Below are 15,307 nucleotides of genomic sequence, written 5' to 3'. Positions count from 1 at the left end.
TAGGGGTTGCGCCCGCAAACAAAAACAGGCTTATGTTCCGAACGTATAGGACAGGGTTGTCCTGAATAGGAGTGGGTATTGGAATCGCTCGGAAGCATTGCCGTGTTCGTTCTGGTTGCCGAAACACGGAGTTTTACCCAGGCCGGAAAACGCCTGGGCATCTCTTCGTCGGGTATCGGCAAGAGCATTGGCCGTATGGAGGAGAGCCTCGGTGTACGGCTTTTTCATCGCAGTACGCGCAGTATCGCCCTGACGCTGGAAGGCTCGATATTCCTGGAGCGTTGCCGACGCATTCTGTCGGAGCTGGAAGCGGCGGAAATGGAGTTGATCAATGCCAGGGATCTGCCCAGGGGCAGGTTGCGGATCAGTCTGCCGTTGGTCAGCGGACTGGTCATGCCGGTGATCATCGACTTCATGCGCACCTACCCCGATATCGAACTGGATATCGATTTCTCGGACCGGATGGTCGATATCATCGAGGAGGGCTTCGATGTCGTGTTACGCACCGGAGATCCCGTCGACTCGGGCCTGATGTCGAAGCGGATGGGCAGCTTCCAATTGCGCATTGTCGGCGCTCCGGACTATTTTGCCCGGCATGGTATACCCCGGCATCCTGGCGACCTGAGTCAGCACGCCTGCCTGTTGCACAAGTTTCCCTCCTCGGGAAAGTTCGAACACTGGCCGCTGTGTCGTGAGCCAGGCGTCGATGATCTCGAGTTACCTCAGGCCATGGTGTGTAACACCACCGAGATTCTGGTGGACGTTGCGCGGGCCGGGTTGGGCATTGCCTGTCTGCCGGACTTCATGATTTCATCGGCCGTCCGCGACGGCGAGCTGATACCTGTCCTGGCTGATTACACGGTGCATACCGGAACGTTCAGATTGCTCTGGCCGTCCAGCAAGCATCTTTCGCTGCGCCTGCGAGTCTTCATTGATTTCATGCACGCCCATTTGTTTGCTCCTCCATCAGTATGACTGTACGGAGCGAGCCTGCAGCACCTGGCAAGGAGCACTGGCATGTACACGCTTTTCGGCACGGAACGTTCGGGTTCAGCGGCTATCGAGATAGCGCTTCAGCGCTGCTCGGTACCTTTTACAGTGTGCAACGCCTGTGGATGGGAGGAGGGGCCAGGCAAGGAGGCGTTGAGGCGGGTCAACCCGTTGATGCAAGTTCCCACGTTGGTGCTCGCCGATGATTCGGTACTCACTGAAAGTGCTGCGATCCTGATCCATCTGGGCCTGGAGTACCCAGGTTCCGGGCTTCTGCCTGGCGATTCCGCGCAGCGTGCTCAAGCGCTTCGCGCGCTGGTTTACATGGCAGCCAACTGCTATGCCGCCATCGGGATCATTGATTACCCGCAGCGCTGGCTGACGAGTGCCGACGATGGGCTGGAGAGGCTGCTCGAAGCGGGCGCCCGGAGGCGGTTGCATCAAAACTGGGAGACGTTTGCCGACCTGTTTGCTGATGCCGGGGTTTGGCGTTGCGATTCACCCGGCGCAGTGGAGATTCTGGCCTCTGTCGTGACGCGATGGAGTGGCGCCCGGGAGCACCTGCATAACGCCCGACCGGATTTTCATGCGCTGTTGTTACGGGTTGACGCTGAGCCGTTGGTCAACGCGGTCATAAGACGCCATTGGCCATGAAACACCCGACGTTAATGATGAAGCAGGTTATAAAATTAAAAGGGCCGAACATTGAATGTTCGGCCCTTTTTAATTCAAGGCGTGCCTGAAGTAACCACGCCTCGCTGGCGATGAGCCGTTGTTAATGTTCGGTTATATGGGCTGGCGCGTTGGTTGCACTGATCGGCCCCAGTATTCTCAAATAGAGATGCACCGTAGTACCGCTTCCCGGTGCTGTTTCGACGCGTGCGCCTCCGCCGGCATTTACCGCGAACTCCTGCACCTGAACAAGGCCGAGCCCGGCACCCGGGTCGGCACTTCTGGTTGTGAAGAACGGTTCGAAGATCTGCTCCTTGAGCTCGGCTGTCATGCCAGGCCCGTTATCGTTCACGCTGAGTACCAGATAATCGCCTTCCGGGAATTGCGGGTCTTCCTTGATGGACTCCAGCCGGGTCGAGATATGCACCTTGCCGGGGCCTGAAATTGCATCACGCGCATTGCTCAGCAGATTCAATAAGGTGGTATGCAATTGCGCTTCTGCGCACAACACGCCCCAGCCTCGGGCGGACAGGTCGAATGAAAGGTCCAGCGTGTCGCCTGCCGAACGCAACAGAAGGTCACGCGCGGCATCGATCCGTTCGCTGACATCGATACAGATCAGTTCGGGACCGTCATGACGAACGCTGTTGAGCAGGCGAGTCACCAGTTGGCGACCGTGATCCACTGCTCGCAGTCCGGTATCGCTGAGCGTCTCGACGTCGGTAGGGCGGCGTGAGCGCATGCGGATCAGTTGCAGGCTGGCACTCAGTGCCTGGAGCAGGTTGTTGAAGTCATGAGCGATGCTTGCCGTGAGCATGCCCAGCGAAGACACCCGTTGCGACTGGCGCAAATTGCGCTCCAGAGCCAGGCTTTGGCTCTGTGCGCTTTCGAGCCCCAGCGCCAGTTCGGCGGCGTGCTGGTCACGTTGCTCCGAGACCAGGCGGTATTGCATCAGGGCTGCGGTTTGCCGTGCCAGTGCCAGCAGGGCACGACGTTGCTGTTCGCTCAGTACGCGCGGCCAGATGTCGATCACGCAGACGGTGCCCAGCGCATGACCGGCCTCGGTACGAATCGGCGCACCTGCATAAAAACGGATGTAGGGAGGCCCGAGCACCAGCGGACTCTCTCTGAAGCGAGGGTCAGTGGTTGCGTCTTCCACCACCAGCACATCGGAAGGCTGCAGGATGGCGTGGGCGCAGAATGCCAGGTCGCGATGCGTCTCCTGCACGTCCAGGCCGATGCAGGCCTTGAACCACTGGCGTTCTCGGTCAACCAGCGAAACCAGCGCGATGGGCGCGTCGCACAATGTGGTGGCGAGCAGCACAATGTCGTCGAAGTCTTGCTCGGGAGCACTGTCCAGTATCTTGAGATGCTCAAGAGACAGGACTCGTTCTTCCTCGCTGGCGGGGAGTGGCGCAGGGTGGTGGGTCATGGGGCGCACCGCGATCGGATGAAATTGGGTCTTATGATGCCTATGATCCATAGAGTGCAGCAAGGTATACGCCGCATAAATCAGCTCGGCGTGCGCAGGTTTGAACGATGTCCCCTTTATTCAGCCTCCCCCCTCGACACGCAGTGAAGCAATCCTGCGCAATCGAAGGGCGTTCCGATCGTGTTCGAATACCCTCGAAACAGTCACTTCTTACTGTCTTGGCTGGTGCCCCGAACCCTATATGGCGACGCGCCATTAAATGGCACTTGTAATAGAAGTTAAAGTTCACTCGTCATAAGAAGTTGGCAGGTATTGAGAGTAATGAACCGGCCGTTCTGAACGCTATTTTTGTAACTTATTATGTCCATATTATGTGTGCTGTGTAATAAACTGCTGTTCGGTTTTTGCGCTGGCAAAGATCGTTGGCCTATCACTAACGTCTGTATTCTTCAGGAGCAACGCCGATGCCCGGCCCAAATGAATCAAGTCCTGCCGAACTCTTGCCCGAGGGGGCTGCCGACGACCGAGTTACCAGTCTGCTATGGGGGCCATTCTGGCTCGGGGATTCGTCCGGCACCCATCTGACATACAGTTTTCATAAGGCCGACTCTGTCTATGCCACTGACTACAGTCGCTCTCAGGAACCCGGCGACGCCTATTCGTTGACCGACGCCCAGGCGGCAGCCGCAAAAAGCGCACTGGATGCCTGGAGCGCGGTGGCTGATATCAAGTTCACCGAGGTTCAGGACACCCCCGATAATGTCGGAGACATTCGCTTCGGCGGCTTCAAGGGCCTGCAAGGCACCGAGTTTGGCCAGGCTTACGCGCCGGGCACGCTGGGCCGCTCCGGCGATGTCTGGATCGGACCGAACGTCAACGCGGCCGATCCAGCCAAGGGCACGGACGATTACCTCACGTTCATGCATGAAACCGGTCATGCACTGGGCTTGAAGCATTCGTTCGAAGGCTCGCAGTACAACGATGTCCTGCTCGATGCCAAGTTCGAAGATGCGCGTTACACCATCATGAGCTACACCAACAATTACAGCTTCAAGCCCACCACGCCGATGCTGCTCGATGTCGCGGCCATGCAGTTTATATACGGTGCCAACACCCACTATCACACTGGCGACGACGTCTATAAGTGGGCGCCCGGGCAATCGGTATTCGAGACCATCTGGGACGCTGGCGGCAAAGACACCATCGATGCCAGCAATCAGGAAGCTTCGGTGAAAATCAACCTCAACGAGGGTGAGTTCAGCACTATCGGCAAGGCGTTTCTCGATTACAACGCGAACCCTGACGCACCCACGCTGATGAATTCCGGATTGGCGATTGCCTACGGTGCGCACATCGAAAACGCCATAGGTTCTGCCTTCAATGACACGTTGATCGGCAACGATCTGGATAACGTGCTCAATGGCCGCGGTGGTCTGGATACCATGATCGGCGGACTGGGCAACGATACCTACGTCATCGATCAGGTCGGCGAACTGGACCTTGTTCAGGAAAAGGCCGATCAAGGCGTCGATACGCTGAAGATCACTTACGACAATACCTCGCCCATTGCACAGGTGATCAACCTCAATGCCGGGACGCTGGCGAACTTCGAGAATGTGCATCTCAAAGGCGAGGGTGCATTCACCGTGCTGGGCAATGACCGCAACAACACCCTGACCGGTAATGATGCGGACAACGTTCTGTTCGGCGGTGCCGGCAATGACAAACTGGTGGGCGGTCAGGGCGCCGATATCATGACTGGTGGTAGCGGTGCTGACCGTTTCGTGTTCAACGATCTGTCGGAAATGGGCAAAGGCCACAACAGCGACGTGATCACCGACTTCAATAGCCAGCAAGGCGACAAACTGAGCTTCCTGAAAATGGATGCCAACGTGGACACCAAGGCCCTCGATGCTTTCAGCTTCATCGGCAGCGGCGAGTTCACTGGCGCTGGCCAGCTGCGTTTCGCTGATCATGTGCTGTCCGGCAACGTCAACGCTGACCTGCATGCGGACTTTGAAATCCAGCTGGTTGGCGTCACCGAGTTCCATGCCCACGATCTGGCGGTCTGATCGCTGACCTGAAAGACCGATCACAATGACAGGACTGCGCCGCTGACAGGCGCAGTCCTTTCCCGCCGACTTTCCCCTTCTTTTCTGGTTTTAATCGCGCACCGCAATTGTGCGATGCGGCGTTTTGCGCGTTTTTTGGCACCGCGACTGTGCTGTTACAAAATTTAAAACCACAAATTCAATATATCCAACAAAACCCACTTGACTCATAAGGGCCTGCTGAATGTAATGCCCCGACAGCCGTTGGTGCCGTGCATTGCGCATAAGTGTCTGAGAGGTATCCGCTTTGATTGAGTCCAAGCCATCTTCCATGCCTAACGTGATTGAAGCTGCCACGCGTGTCCGCGAAGGGGGGCTGACGCCGATACACTTGACCGAGTTGTGCGTTTCAGCGATTGAAACCCACAATTCCACACTGAATGCATTTGGTGATGTGTATGCCGAGGCGGCGCTTGAACAGGCCGCAAGCATGACCGCCGAACTGCAGCGCGGTGAGGTGCGCGGGCCGCTGCACGGCGTACCCTTTGGCATCAAGGATCTCTTTTCCACCGCAGGGCTGCGCACCACCCGGGGGTCGTTGACCGCTCTGGACTCGGTGCCGGCCCAGGACGCGCCGATCATTCGTCGCCTGAAGAACGCTGGCGCGATCATTCTTGGCAAGACAGCGACCACCGAGTTCGGCTGGACGGGCGCCAGTACGTCGCGGGTGTTCGGCAACGGGCGCAACCCGTGGGACCCGAACCTCACCAGCGGCGGCTCCAGCTCCGGTTCGGCAATTGCCGTGGCGGCGCGAATGGTGCCAGCCGCACTGGGCTCCGACGGCGGCGGCTCGGTACGTATTCCGGGCTCGTTCTGTGGCGCATTTGCCCTCAAGGGCACGCTGGGCCGTATTCCCACCTGGCCCTGGTCGGCCACCGAGATGCTCAGTCATGCCGGACCGATCACCCGCACCGTGCGCGACAGCGCATTGCTGTTCGACATTCTGTCGGGCCCCGATCCACTGGATCATCAGGCGCTGCCAGCTCCCGACGAGTCCTTTCTGGCCCGTTGCGACCAGCCGCTGAAACCCTTGCGCATCGGTTTCTGCCCGACGCTGTTCGACACGCCGGTCGATGCGCAAGTCGCTGCAGCGGTTGATGCCGCCGTGGGCAATATCGCCAGGTCGCTGCCCGTCACAGTCAGCATACTCAAACCGGATTGGCATGACCCGCTGGCGACCTTCGAAACCCTGTGGGTCGCCGGGCGCGGTATTGCCTATGGCAAGGCGCTTGCGCAGAAACTGGACCAGCTCGATCCCGGCTTTGCCGATCTGATCAAGCGGTCTGCCCAGTACAGCCTGAGTGATTATTTGCAGGCTCTTCAACAGCGTGCGGCGTTCGCCAATCAGGTGCACGCGCTGTTTGAAGATTACGATCTGCTGCTCATGCCCACGCTGCCGATCCTGCCGTTTGCCGCAGACGATGTCGCCCCCGTGGGCTATGCCGGGCAGGACGGCGCTGTGCCGTGGGCGCGCTGGACGCCGTTCACTTACCCTTTCAACATCACCGGCAACCCGGCCGCCAACCTGCCTTGTGGCTGGAGTTCCGAGGGGTTGCCGATCGGCCTGCAAGTCGTAGGTCCACGCTTTGCCGATGCCCAGGTGCTGCAGTTCTGTGCCGCTGTAGAAGCCATTGCGCCCTGGGATCAGCACCTGCCACCGGTTTCGGGGCAATAGACATGTCGCTCTCGCACACGGATCAGGGGGCCAACGGCCCGGACACTGGAGTCATCACTTTGCAACGGAATGTCACCCCCATGCTCAATCAGCCGCGTCTGGACGAAATCATGCGCCTGCTCGCTCAACAGCAGCGGGTCAAGGCGTCGGACCTTGCACAATTGCTGTTTGTCTCCGAAGAGACCATCCGCCGCGACTTCAAGCATCTGGAGGAAGAGGGCAGGTTAAGGCGCATTCACGGTGGCGCTATTCTGCCCAGGTCCAGCGAAGAATTGCCGTTGCAGGAGCGCAGCAGGCTCAAGCCTCGCGCCAAGGCGGGCATCGCCGTGCGTGCTGCGCAGCTGGTCAGCGAAGGCATGGCCATCTTCCTCGACACCGGCACCTCGACGCTGGCGCTGGCCCAGCAACTGACCCGGTTCAGTCAGTTGAAGATCATCACCAATTCGCTGGACATCGCCCAGTTGATATCGCACCAGAGCGACAATCAGGTTCTGGTTGCGCCCGGTGATGTGCGGCGCACCGACAACGCCTTGATCGGTCCCCATACGCTGGAATTCGCTCGGCAGTTTCACTACGACATTGCCTTCATGGGCATCGGCGGCATTGACCTGGACTTTGGCCTGATGGATTACCAGGAGCCAGAAGCCATGTTGCGCAGAACGCTGGTCAGGCATTGCACGCGCAGCGTTGTGCTGGCTGACGATGGCAAGTTCGGTCATCGCACCTTTATCAACACCCTGCCATTTGCCGCGATCACGACCCTGGTCACTAATCGCGCGCTATCCGACGAGTTTGCGACACGCCTGGAGAAAGATCATGTCGACACCCTCTATTCCTGAACTGATCGAGCCGGGCGCAGCTGATCTGGCAGCGTTCGAAGCATTGTTTCGGCAAAGCTCGGCGATCGGTGCCACACCCGCCGGTGGTTTGCATCGGCTGGCGGCTTCGGTCGAAGACGGTCAGGTACGCGACCTGTTTCGCGACTGGCTCGACGCGCACGGCTTCGAAGTCCGTATCGATGCGGTGGGCAACCTGTTTGGCCTCATGACCTTTGATCCTGACGCGCCTTATCTGCTCTGCGGTTCGCACCTGGACAGCCAGCCGAGTGCCGGGCGTTTCGATGGCGTATACGGCGTGCTTGCCGGCGCCGTGGCGGTGTCCAGTCTGACGCGGCAATTGCTTGAGCGTGGCGAAGTCCCACGCTGTAATCTGGCGGTCGTCAACTGGACCAACGAGGAGGGCGCGCGCTTTCAGCCGAGCCTGATCGGCAGTGGCGTGTTCACCGGTGCCTTGAAGCTGGACGACGCCTGGGAAAGCCGCGATGGTGACGGCATCCGTCTCAAGGACGCCCTGCAGGCCATCGGGTATCTGGGCAACGATCAGGTTGATGTGAACATTGCCGGGTATGTCGAGATTCATGTCGAGCAGGGTGCTGGCCTGGAAAGCAGCCAGACGGCTATCGGCGTAGTGCGCGAGACCTGGGCCGCGCTGAAACGGCGAGTGCGTTTCGATGGCGAGCAGAATCACACCGGCCCCACGCCCATGGCCGCGCGCCGGGATGCGTTGCTGGCTGCTGCACACACCATCACTGCGGTGCATGACGAAGCCTTGCAGCACGGCGTGCAGATGCACAGTTCGGTAGGACGTATCGAGGTCTACCCCAATTCGCCCAACGTCGTGCCTTCGCGGGTGTCGCTGCTCATCGAGTACCGCTCCCGCGACGTCGATCTGCTGAGCGCTGCCTCGGAACGCCTGGATGCAACGCTGCACGCGATCGCCGACAAGACCATGACCGCGTTTGAAGTGGAAAGCAGCGTCTTGCGCTCGCCTGCCAGGCTGCATGACGGGTTCGCTGCACTGGCGCATGGCGTAGGCGCCGAGCTGGGTTTGTCGACCACCGACAGCATGACCGTCGCCGGTCACGATGCGATCAGTCTGAACCGGCGCTATCCCGTGTGCCTGCTGTTCATCCCCAGCAGCAATGGCGTTTCTCATAATGAGGCCGAGTACACCAGCGATCAGGACATGCACAACGGTTTGCGCATGCTGACCGGTCTGTTGCATCGGGCTTGCACCTCATCCGCGTCATTTAACTGAGGGGCTGAGCATGTCATATGCCGACGACCTGACCACACGCCTGCGCAGCGCACTGGCACCTTGCGGGTTCGCTGAGGACGCCGAGATCGAGAACGTGACGCAGGGCGTGGCCTCGCCTTCGAGATTGTCGACCGAGTGGGCAGGCTTTCGGGTCAGTAGCGCGCAGGGCGGTTGCTACGTCAAGGTTCTGCATGCCGACATGGCGCAACTGATCGATTTCGACACGGTAGCCCAGGCCAGCGAATGTGCCGGCCGCAGTACGGCGGCACCGCGTCTGCTTGGCGCAGACCAGGCCAATGGCGTGCTGATCTTCGAGGACCTGGGTTCGAACTGGCGAGCTGCGCGGCTCGACGATCTGCTCGCACCCGGTCGGCTTGCAGCGCTATGGGCACTCAAACGGCAGGTGCATGCCGGACCTGTGCCTGATGCCGTGCGCTCGCCGATGGCGGATATCGAGCGTCTTCGCACCTTGTGCGGGCGCGATAACGTTGCGCTGCCTGCCGAGCATCAATGGATCGACCGCTGCGTCGACATGGCCTGCCAGGCGCTGCAGAGCCACGCCGTGCAAGCAGTTCCGCTGCACGGTGACGGAGTGTCCAGCAACGTCATGGTGTCCAGCGAAGGCCAGTTGCGTCTGGTGGATTTTGACTACGGTGGCTGCATGGACCCGTGGTACGACGTGGCGATTACCCTCAATGAGCTTTATTCGTTCGAGCGTCAGTGGCGCGAGGGGATCAGCGCGTGGGCCGGACAATGCCTGGAAATCGACTACGCCGTGTGCCGTCTGTATGCGCTGATCAACGACTGGTACTGGACATTGTGGGGGCTTTGGGCCGGTACCACGTCCTCGCGGCCACTGGAGTTTTCCAAGGTCGGGCAATGGACGCTGTTGCGCTGCCGACAGTGCGTTCAGGACCCGCGGCTGGAAGGCTGGATGCGTCAGGTTCAGGAGGGTAGAGCATGAAAACGTTAGGGCAGTCGGTCAGTACCCAGGAACGACAACTGGAAGCCGCCGTGCGCAGCATCGACAGCTGGCAAGGCCGCCGCGTTGACTACGAGCCTGTCAGTGGCGGCATTTCCAATACCAACTGGCGGGTCGAGGTCGAGGGCGCCGACACGGCTTATTTCTTCAAGGTGCCAGGCGTCGGTACAGAGATGTTCATCGACCGTCACACCGCCCACGAGGCCAGTGTGAAGGCTGCGCAAACCGGGTATGGCGCGCCGGTTTTCGCTTTCCTCGAAGCCTTCGGTGTCGAGGTGTTCGAGTTCATGGAGGGCTGGCGGGCGTCGTCCAACCATGACTTCCTGCAACGCGACATACGCCACAGTGCCTTGCGCGGGCTCAAGGCGTTCAACGATCAGCCGCTGCTGCAACAGACCAAGACCGTATTCGACATGATAACCGAGCACCAGAGCCAGGTGGCCGAGCTCAAGGGTATCAAGCCTCAGGATGACGACTGGCTGTGTCTGCAATATCAGCGCGCAAAGGCTGCGCTGCAGGCTTCCGGGATCGACTTGGCGCCGTGCATGAACGACACGCTGGCAGGCAACTTCATGCTCAATGCGGATCGCCAGATTCGCCTGGTGGATTTCGAGTACGCCTCCAACAACGACCGCCATTACGAATTGGCGCTGTGGTTCGGCGAGATGTTTTTCAGCGACGACATGGAGCTGGCGCTGATTGAGGACTACTTCGGCCAGGTCAGCGCGCAAACCGTCGCGCGGATCAAGCTCAACAAGGCCTTGGCCGACATCAAATGGTCGACCTGGGCGATGGTGCAGCACGCGGTGTCGCAACTGGACTTCGACTTTTACAAGTACGGCACCTGGAAGCACATGCGAGCGCGCAGCATCATCAATGATTCGCAATGGGAAACCTGGCTGCGGCAGGTCTGAGTCGATCTCGTCCTGTGAGCCTTCGAATACGTAAAACAAGTACTTCAATAATAAAAAAGTAGCGGGTAACCGCGTGTTTCTTTCACTGCTTGAGTTTTATCCGATCACTTATCCATAGCCAGATCCTGAAATTCAAGGAGCACTCCATGAGTAACGTTCCGTCCCTTTCTACCCCCGGCCGCCTGAAGAATCTGGTGTTTGGCCTGTACTTCTTCGCGCTGTTGATGATGGCGCTGTTTCCGCCGTTTTACCTCAAAGTCAGCGGCAGCAGCGTGCTGGTGCTCGGCATTCCGCTGCCGATCTTCTACTGGATTCTGATCGCGGTGCTCATGGGGCTGGGCCTGTGGATGCTCTACGTGGTCGAGTCGCTGCTGGGTGAAATTCCACAAGAGGGGGACGGGCAATGATCAGTACGACTACGGTTTCGGATCTTTACATCACCTTCGGCCTCATCGGTGTATTTCTGGCGGGCATGATTGCGGTGCTGTACGCGACGAACCGCAAGAGCGAGAGCTTTTCCGATTACGCCGTGGGTGGCCGCTCTTACGGGCCGTGGTTCATCGCCATGTGCTACACCAACTCCTGGTGGCCGGGCGCAACGTTCACAGCGTTTTTCGCCTTGTCGGTCGGTGGCGCGCTGGGCTTTTACGGCATGGTCTACGCCACGCTGGGCGTGACGGCGATGTACCTGATGGCCAACCGTGCCTGGACCTGGGGCAAGCGCTTCAACCTGACCACCCAACCGGATTTGCTGGGGATGCGCTTCAACAGTCCCGTGGTCAAACGCATTGCGTCGATCATCGGCATCATCTCGGTATTCCCCTGGGTGGTGATGGGGATTCAGGCCCTGGCGACGCTTTTTCAGTTCGCCAGCTTCGGCCGCTGGGGCGTGACCACCTGCCTGTTGGTCGGGGTGGTGGTGATCCTGATTCGTCAGTACTGGACGGTGAGCATGGGCATGCGCGGCCTGATCATGACCGACATGTATCAAGGTTTGATCGCCTACGTACTGTGCGCTGCGCTGTGCATCTTTCTGCTGTTCGGTGCGCAGGCGTCGTTCAGCAACCTGTCGCAGTTGCCCGCCAGCATGCTGGTGATTCCTGGCGGAGCAGGCAGTACCTATGGGCCGATGTACATGTTCAGCCTGATCTTTACCGGCGTGATCGGCTCGATGTGCTGGCCGATGAGTTTTCAGCGTATCTACACCGCCAGCGGCGTGCGCTCGGTGAAGAAGGGCACGCTGCTGACCATCCTGCTGGTAGGCGGCTTTTACGGGATTCTTATGCTCTTCGCCGCGGCGATCAGCCAGGACCCGAACGTTGCCGCTCATCCGCAACACGGCTGGTTCCTGTCCCTGTTCGACATCGGCGGGCCATGGCTGCTCGGCGTGGCAATCATGATCGTACTGGCAGCCAGTATCGGCCATGTCGACGGCTGCGTGCAGGTGTGTGGTACGCAGTTTGCCAATGACCTGGCGACCTGGAGCAAGCCGCGCAGTGATCGCGAGAAGACCATTCTCGCCAAGGTCGGCATGGTGGTGTTCATTGCAGCGGCCTCATTGCTGGCCTACCTGACCTTCGACTATGCCCGCCTGCAATTGCTGGCGCAGATTTCCTATCAGGGCATCATCCAGTTGGCCGTGCCGCTGTTTTTCGGCGTGTTCAGTCGTCATGGAAACAAGCAGGGCGCGATTGCCGGCATGCTGGTGGGGATCGTGATCGCCATCGTGCTGACCACGATCTACCCGGATGACATTCCGGCACTGGGCTCGTTGACCAGTGGCATCGTCGGTCTGATTTTCAATGCGGGCATCTTCGTTGCCTGTGCCGTTGCCATCAAACCGAGTGCGGATGAAGTCAGACGCGTCGATGAGTTGTTCGCCATGGCGGCGCCAGCTCGGCGTGGCGTGGGTCCGGTTGTGGCGATGAGCTGACGCTGCCTGTGGCTCAGCGCGCATTGATAAAGTCGATGAAAGCCCTCAGCGGCGAGGGCAGGTAGCGGCGCCCCGGGTAGTACAGATACGGCCCGGTAAAGCGCTGCCACCAAGGCTCGAACAGGAGGTTGTTTAATCAGAGCCTGCCTTCCTCGCGCAACAGTGCGCCAATGCGTTCTATCTCCAGCTCGCCCTGAATCAGCGCGGCTTTGCTGGTGTGTACCGAGTAGTAGCCTGTGACCAGGTCGTGCGGGTGCTTGACTGCCGATCCCAGCACGAAGTGGGCGTCACCCTTGGCGACGATGTCGATGGGGCGATCCGATTCCTCGAAAATCACCAGCTCACCCGCGCCGATCGGGCCGCCTGCGTCCAGCTGTCCGGTGTGGACTGCCAGCCAGCCCACGCTATGGCCAGCGGGTGGTGTATAGCGCCAGTGCTCGCCATCCTTGAGCTGTACTGCCAGATAATTCATGCCTTCCGGTGCCGGCAGGCTGCTTTTTGCGCTGCCATAGCGTCCCAGAAGCACGTTTGCCGGGCCTTGTTGCGCAACCTGCGCTGCCGACAGGTATGCGCTTTGTGCCGGGCCATTTTCCTGCGCGGCGGGCAGTGCGACCCATAGCTGAAAGCCCCTGACTGCCGAACCGCTGATTGGCTGAGCGTCATGCCAGGCGCCATTGCCGGCGCTCATCCATTCCACACCGCCGCTGGGCAGTACTCCGGATTTGCCGGTGGTGTCTTCATAGGTGAGCTCGCCTTCGATCATGTAGGTCAGCGTCGCGATACCCGAATGCGGGTGCATGCCGAATCCTGTTTTCCCCGGCTCGGACGTGAAGCCGATTCGATCCAGAAACACGAAAGGCTTCAACAATTGACCCAGATCGCCCGGGCTCACCAGTCGGGTGATCGGCCCTCGGGTTTTGCCGGTAGTGCGATGGGTAATGGCGCGTGGCCGAATACTGGCGATGCTGTTCATGGCGTTCTCCTCTGGGCCTTGATGCCTGAGCGCCAAGAATAAGCGTCAATGGATTGCTTGATTAGCCGGTATAGTTGGCTTGGACTGATCCATAAATTGAAGGAATCCAGGCGTGGTGTTCGATCTCAATGACGTTGCCCTGTTTGTGCAGGTGGTGCGCAGCGGCAGTTTTGCCCAGGCAGCAAGGCACTTGGGCATGCCTTCCAATACGATCAGCCGCAGGGTTCAGCAACTGGAAATGCAGCTGGACACTCGCCTGTTGCAGCGATCAACGCGTAAGCTGGTGCTCACTCAGGCTGGAGAGGATTTCTACGGCCGTTGCGTCGGTGCGGTCGACGGAGTGATGGAGGCCGCAGAACAGCTTGCTTCAGGGCGTGATGAGCCGGGTGGTCTGGTACGTATCGCAGCGATGGCTGATTTCTTCGACTTTTTCTCGATGGACTGGGTGGCCGGTTTTCTTGCCCGCTACCCGCGCGTTCAACTGGAGTTCGTGCTCAGTGATGATCACGCTGACCTGATCGCTGACCGGCTGGACATCGCCTTTCGGGGCGGCCCCTTGCAGGACTCGGGATACGTTGGGCGGCAATTGATCGATGAAAGCCATGACACGATGGTCGCCAGTCCGACTTATATTGCCGCTTACGGCATGCCTGATTCCCTGCAGAGTCTGCACAGCCATTATTGTGTCAGCGCAGCGCATCGCGGTGGCGTCACAGCCTGGCGGTTGCTCGGGCCGGACGCGAAGATGCATGAGGTGCACATTGCCAGCCGGTTCAATGCCAACACCGCGCAGGCGTTGCGCAAGGCGACCCTTGCCGGGCTCGGTATCGCGTTGTTGCCAGCGACGCTGATCCGCTCGGATCTGCGGGATGGCCGACTGGTGCCGGTACTGGCGCAGTACCAGCGCACCAGCCATGGTTTGCATGTGCTTTACCCCAGTCGGCAACATCTGCCGCCAGCGGTGTCGGCATTTATTGCGTTGGTGATGGAGAAACTAAGGGACAAGGCGTTTGCGGCGCAATGAGCAGCCTTGGCGGCACGCGATACTTGCGCGTTACTTGATTCGTGACGTCATATAGATCAGCCGAACGGTGGCGACGGTGATCGCTTCGGCGTCGTTCTTGATGTTTTCCAGCTGATTGCTGTCCACATTGCCAACGCCTGGATTCGATTCGATCAGGCGGGTGAACAGGTAAAGGTTCTGGGTCACGTCGTGCAGGTTGCCGTGCAAGCGTTCGACGACGCGGTTGAGCGGGGCGCAGCTGGGGCTGTCCGACGTTATGACAGTGGGGACGTTATGCGTAGCGCTGAGGCCGGTGACCACATAGGCCACATCAACGCCGGCATTCGAAATGCTGGACAGATAATCCGCACGGGGAGAGCGGACGCCGTTCTCGTAATTGCCCTGAGCGTTGGTTTCCACGCCACCTATCGCGCCCAGTGCGCTTTGCGAAAGCTTGAGGCGCAAACGTTCCTTTTTCAGCCGTGGTCCGATCCCTGTCATCCGTTTGTCCTCTATAAACTGTGC

General features: G+C 59.5%; 14 protein-coding genes and 1 pseudogene. 11 read left to right on the top strand and 4 right to left on the bottom strand.

The genetic code is table 11. The features are described from left to right. Nucleotides 1-78: 78 nt before the first annotated feature. On the top strand, nt 79-975 hold the full coding sequence (locus BLR16_RS03555) for a LysR family transcriptional regulator (RefSeq protein WP_054081039.1): 897 nt from the start codon (nt 79-81) through the stop codon (nt 973-975). A gap of 42 nt (nt 976-1,017) precedes the next feature. Further along, entirely contained in the window at nt 1,018-1,644 is a 627-nt protein-coding gene (locus BLR16_RS03550) for a glutathione S-transferase N-terminal domain-containing protein (protein ID WP_060707921.1), read from the top strand. A gap of 121 nt (nt 1,645-1,765) precedes the next feature. On the opposite strand, the gene BLR16_RS03545 is transcribed toward BLR16_RS03550, so the two are convergent. Beyond that, the gene (locus BLR16_RS03545) at nt 1,766-3,094 is read right to left on the bottom strand and encodes a sensor histidine kinase (RefSeq protein WP_024662335.1); all 1,329 of its coding nucleotides are present in this window, start codon (nt 3,092-3,094) and stop codon (nt 1,766-1,768) included. Between the two features lie 464 nt (nt 3,095-3,558). On the opposite strand from BLR16_RS03545, the gene BLR16_RS03540 reads away from it, so the two are divergent. The 8 genes from BLR16_RS03540 (at nt 3,559) to BLR16_RS03505 (ending at nt 12,806) form a co-directional block, all read left to right on the top strand. After that, nucleotides 3,559-5,166 (top strand): M10 family metallopeptidase, encoded by a 1,608-nt coding sequence (locus BLR16_RS03540; RefSeq protein WP_060707920.1) that lies wholly within the window; start codon nt 3,559-3,561, stop codon nt 5,164-5,166. A gap of 310 nt (nt 5,167-5,476) precedes the next feature. Continuing rightward, a complete protein-coding gene (locus tag BLR16_RS03535; RefSeq protein WP_060707919.1) occupies nt 5,477-6,880 on the top strand; it encodes an amidase in 1,404 nt (467 codons plus the stop codon). Between the two features lie 80 nt (nt 6,881-6,960). Next, nucleotides 6,961-7,719 carry a DeoR/GlpR family DNA-binding transcription regulator gene (locus tag BLR16_RS03530; protein ID WP_003364616.1) on the top strand — a complete coding sequence of 253 codons (759 nt, stop codon included), beginning with the start codon at nt 6,961-6,963 and terminating at the stop codon, nt 7,717-7,719. After that, a complete protein-coding gene (locus BLR16_RS03525; protein WP_044310600.1) occupies nt 7,697-8,977 on the top strand; it encodes a Zn-dependent hydrolase in 1,281 nt (426 codons plus the stop codon). The genes BLR16_RS03530 and BLR16_RS03525 overlap by 23 nt, the downstream gene beginning before the upstream one ends. Before the next feature lie 10 nt (nt 8,978-8,987). Next, nucleotides 8,988-9,941 carry an aminoglycoside phosphotransferase family protein gene (locus tag BLR16_RS03520; protein WP_074806102.1) on the top strand — a complete coding sequence of 318 codons (954 nt, stop codon included), beginning with the start codon at nt 8,988-8,990 and terminating at the stop codon, nt 9,939-9,941. Further along, nucleotides 9,938-10,873, top strand: a complete 936-nt coding sequence (locus tag BLR16_RS03515) for a choline kinase family protein (protein WP_003364609.1) — start codon at nt 9,938-9,940, stop codon at nt 10,871-10,873. The genes BLR16_RS03520 and BLR16_RS03515 overlap by 4 nt, the downstream gene beginning before the upstream one ends. Before the next feature lie 146 nt (nt 10,874-11,019). Beyond that, entirely contained in the window at nt 11,020-11,280 is a 261-nt protein-coding gene (locus tag BLR16_RS03510) for a hypothetical protein (RefSeq protein WP_003364607.1), read from the top strand. Continuing rightward, nucleotides 11,277-12,806 carry a sodium:solute symporter family protein gene (locus BLR16_RS03505; RefSeq protein WP_011268179.1) on the top strand — a complete coding sequence of 510 codons (1,530 nt, stop codon included), beginning with the start codon at nt 11,277-11,279 and terminating at the stop codon, nt 12,804-12,806. The genes BLR16_RS03510 and BLR16_RS03505 overlap by 4 nt, the downstream gene beginning before the upstream one ends. Nucleotides 12,807-12,819: 13 nt before the next feature. On the opposite strand, the pseudogene BLR16_RS27830 reads toward BLR16_RS03505, so the two are convergent. Both BLR16_RS27830 and BLR16_RS03500 read right to left on the bottom strand, forming a co-directional pair. Next, nucleotides 12,820-12,930 (bottom strand): annotated as a pseudogene (locus BLR16_RS27830) (LysR family transcriptional regulator); the annotation flags it as partial. Nucleotides 12,931-12,942: 12 nt separating this feature from the next. Then, a complete protein-coding gene (locus BLR16_RS03500) occupies nt 12,943-13,779 on the bottom strand; it encodes a pirin family protein (protein WP_074806104.1) in 837 nt (278 codons plus the stop codon). 112 nt (nt 13,780-13,891) lie between these two features. On the opposite strand from BLR16_RS03500, the gene BLR16_RS03495 reads away from it, so the two are divergent. After that, nucleotides 13,892-14,803 (top strand): LysR family transcriptional regulator, encoded by a 912-nt coding sequence (locus BLR16_RS03495; RefSeq protein WP_004413849.1) that lies wholly within the window; start codon nt 13,892-13,894, stop codon nt 14,801-14,803. Between the two features lie 30 nt (nt 14,804-14,833). Here the strand turns inward: BLR16_RS03495 and BLR16_RS03490 are convergent, their stop codons facing one another. Continuing rightward, nucleotides 14,834-15,283: a helix-turn-helix domain-containing protein gene (locus tag BLR16_RS03490; RefSeq protein ID WP_054081032.1), complete on the bottom strand. Its 450-nt coding sequence runs from the start codon at nt 15,281-15,283 to the stop codon at nt 14,834-14,836. Nucleotides 15,284-15,307: the final 24 nt, after the last annotated feature.

This window comes from Pseudomonas sp. BS3767, assembly GCF_900099665.1.
GTDB lineage: Bacteria > Pseudomonadota > Gammaproteobacteria > Pseudomonadales > Pseudomonadaceae > Aquipseudomonas > Aquipseudomonas cerasi.
Note: the sequence above shows the minus strand (reverse complement) of the source record. Positions and strands in the feature narration are given on the sequence as shown.

Excerpts from the sequence above, each read along its gene's own strand:
- BLR16_RS03550 (WP_060707921.1), top strand. The coding sequence starts at position 1,018 with ATGTACACGCTTTTCGGCACGGAACGTTCGGGTTCAGCGGCTATCGAG.
- BLR16_RS03545 (WP_024662335.1), bottom strand. The coding sequence starts at position 3,094 with ATGACCCACCACCCTGCGCCACTCCCCGCCAGCGAGGAAGAACGAGTC.
- BLR16_RS03540 (WP_060707920.1), top strand. The coding sequence starts at position 3,559 with ATGCCCGGCCCAAATGAATCAAGTCCTGCCGAACTCTTGCCCGAGGGG.
- BLR16_RS03535 (WP_060707919.1), top strand. The coding sequence starts at position 5,477 with ATGCCTAACGTGATTGAAGCTGCCACGCGTGTCCGCGAAGGGGGGCTG.
- BLR16_RS03530 (WP_003364616.1), top strand. The coding sequence starts at position 6,961 with ATGCTCAATCAGCCGCGTCTGGACGAAATCATGCGCCTGCTCGCTCAA.
- BLR16_RS03525 (WP_044310600.1), top strand. The coding sequence starts at position 7,697 with ATGTCGACACCCTCTATTCCTGAACTGATCGAGCCGGGCGCAGCTGAT.
- BLR16_RS03520 (WP_074806102.1), top strand. The coding sequence starts at position 8,988 with ATGTCATATGCCGACGACCTGACCACACGCCTGCGCAGCGCACTGGCA.
- BLR16_RS03515 (WP_003364609.1), top strand. The coding sequence starts at position 9,938 with ATGAAAACGTTAGGGCAGTCGGTCAGTACCCAGGAACGACAACTGGAA.
- BLR16_RS03510 (WP_003364607.1), top strand. The coding sequence starts at position 11,020 with ATGAGTAACGTTCCGTCCCTTTCTACCCCCGGCCGCCTGAAGAATCTG.
- BLR16_RS03505 (WP_011268179.1), top strand. The coding sequence starts at position 11,277 with ATGATCAGTACGACTACGGTTTCGGATCTTTACATCACCTTCGGCCTC.
- BLR16_RS03500 (WP_074806104.1), bottom strand. The coding sequence starts at position 13,779 with ATGAACAGCATCGCCAGTATTCGGCCACGCGCCATTACCCATCGCACT.
- BLR16_RS03490 (WP_054081032.1), bottom strand. The coding sequence starts at position 15,283 with ATGACAGGGATCGGACCACGGCTGAAAAAGGAACGTTTGCGCCTCAAG.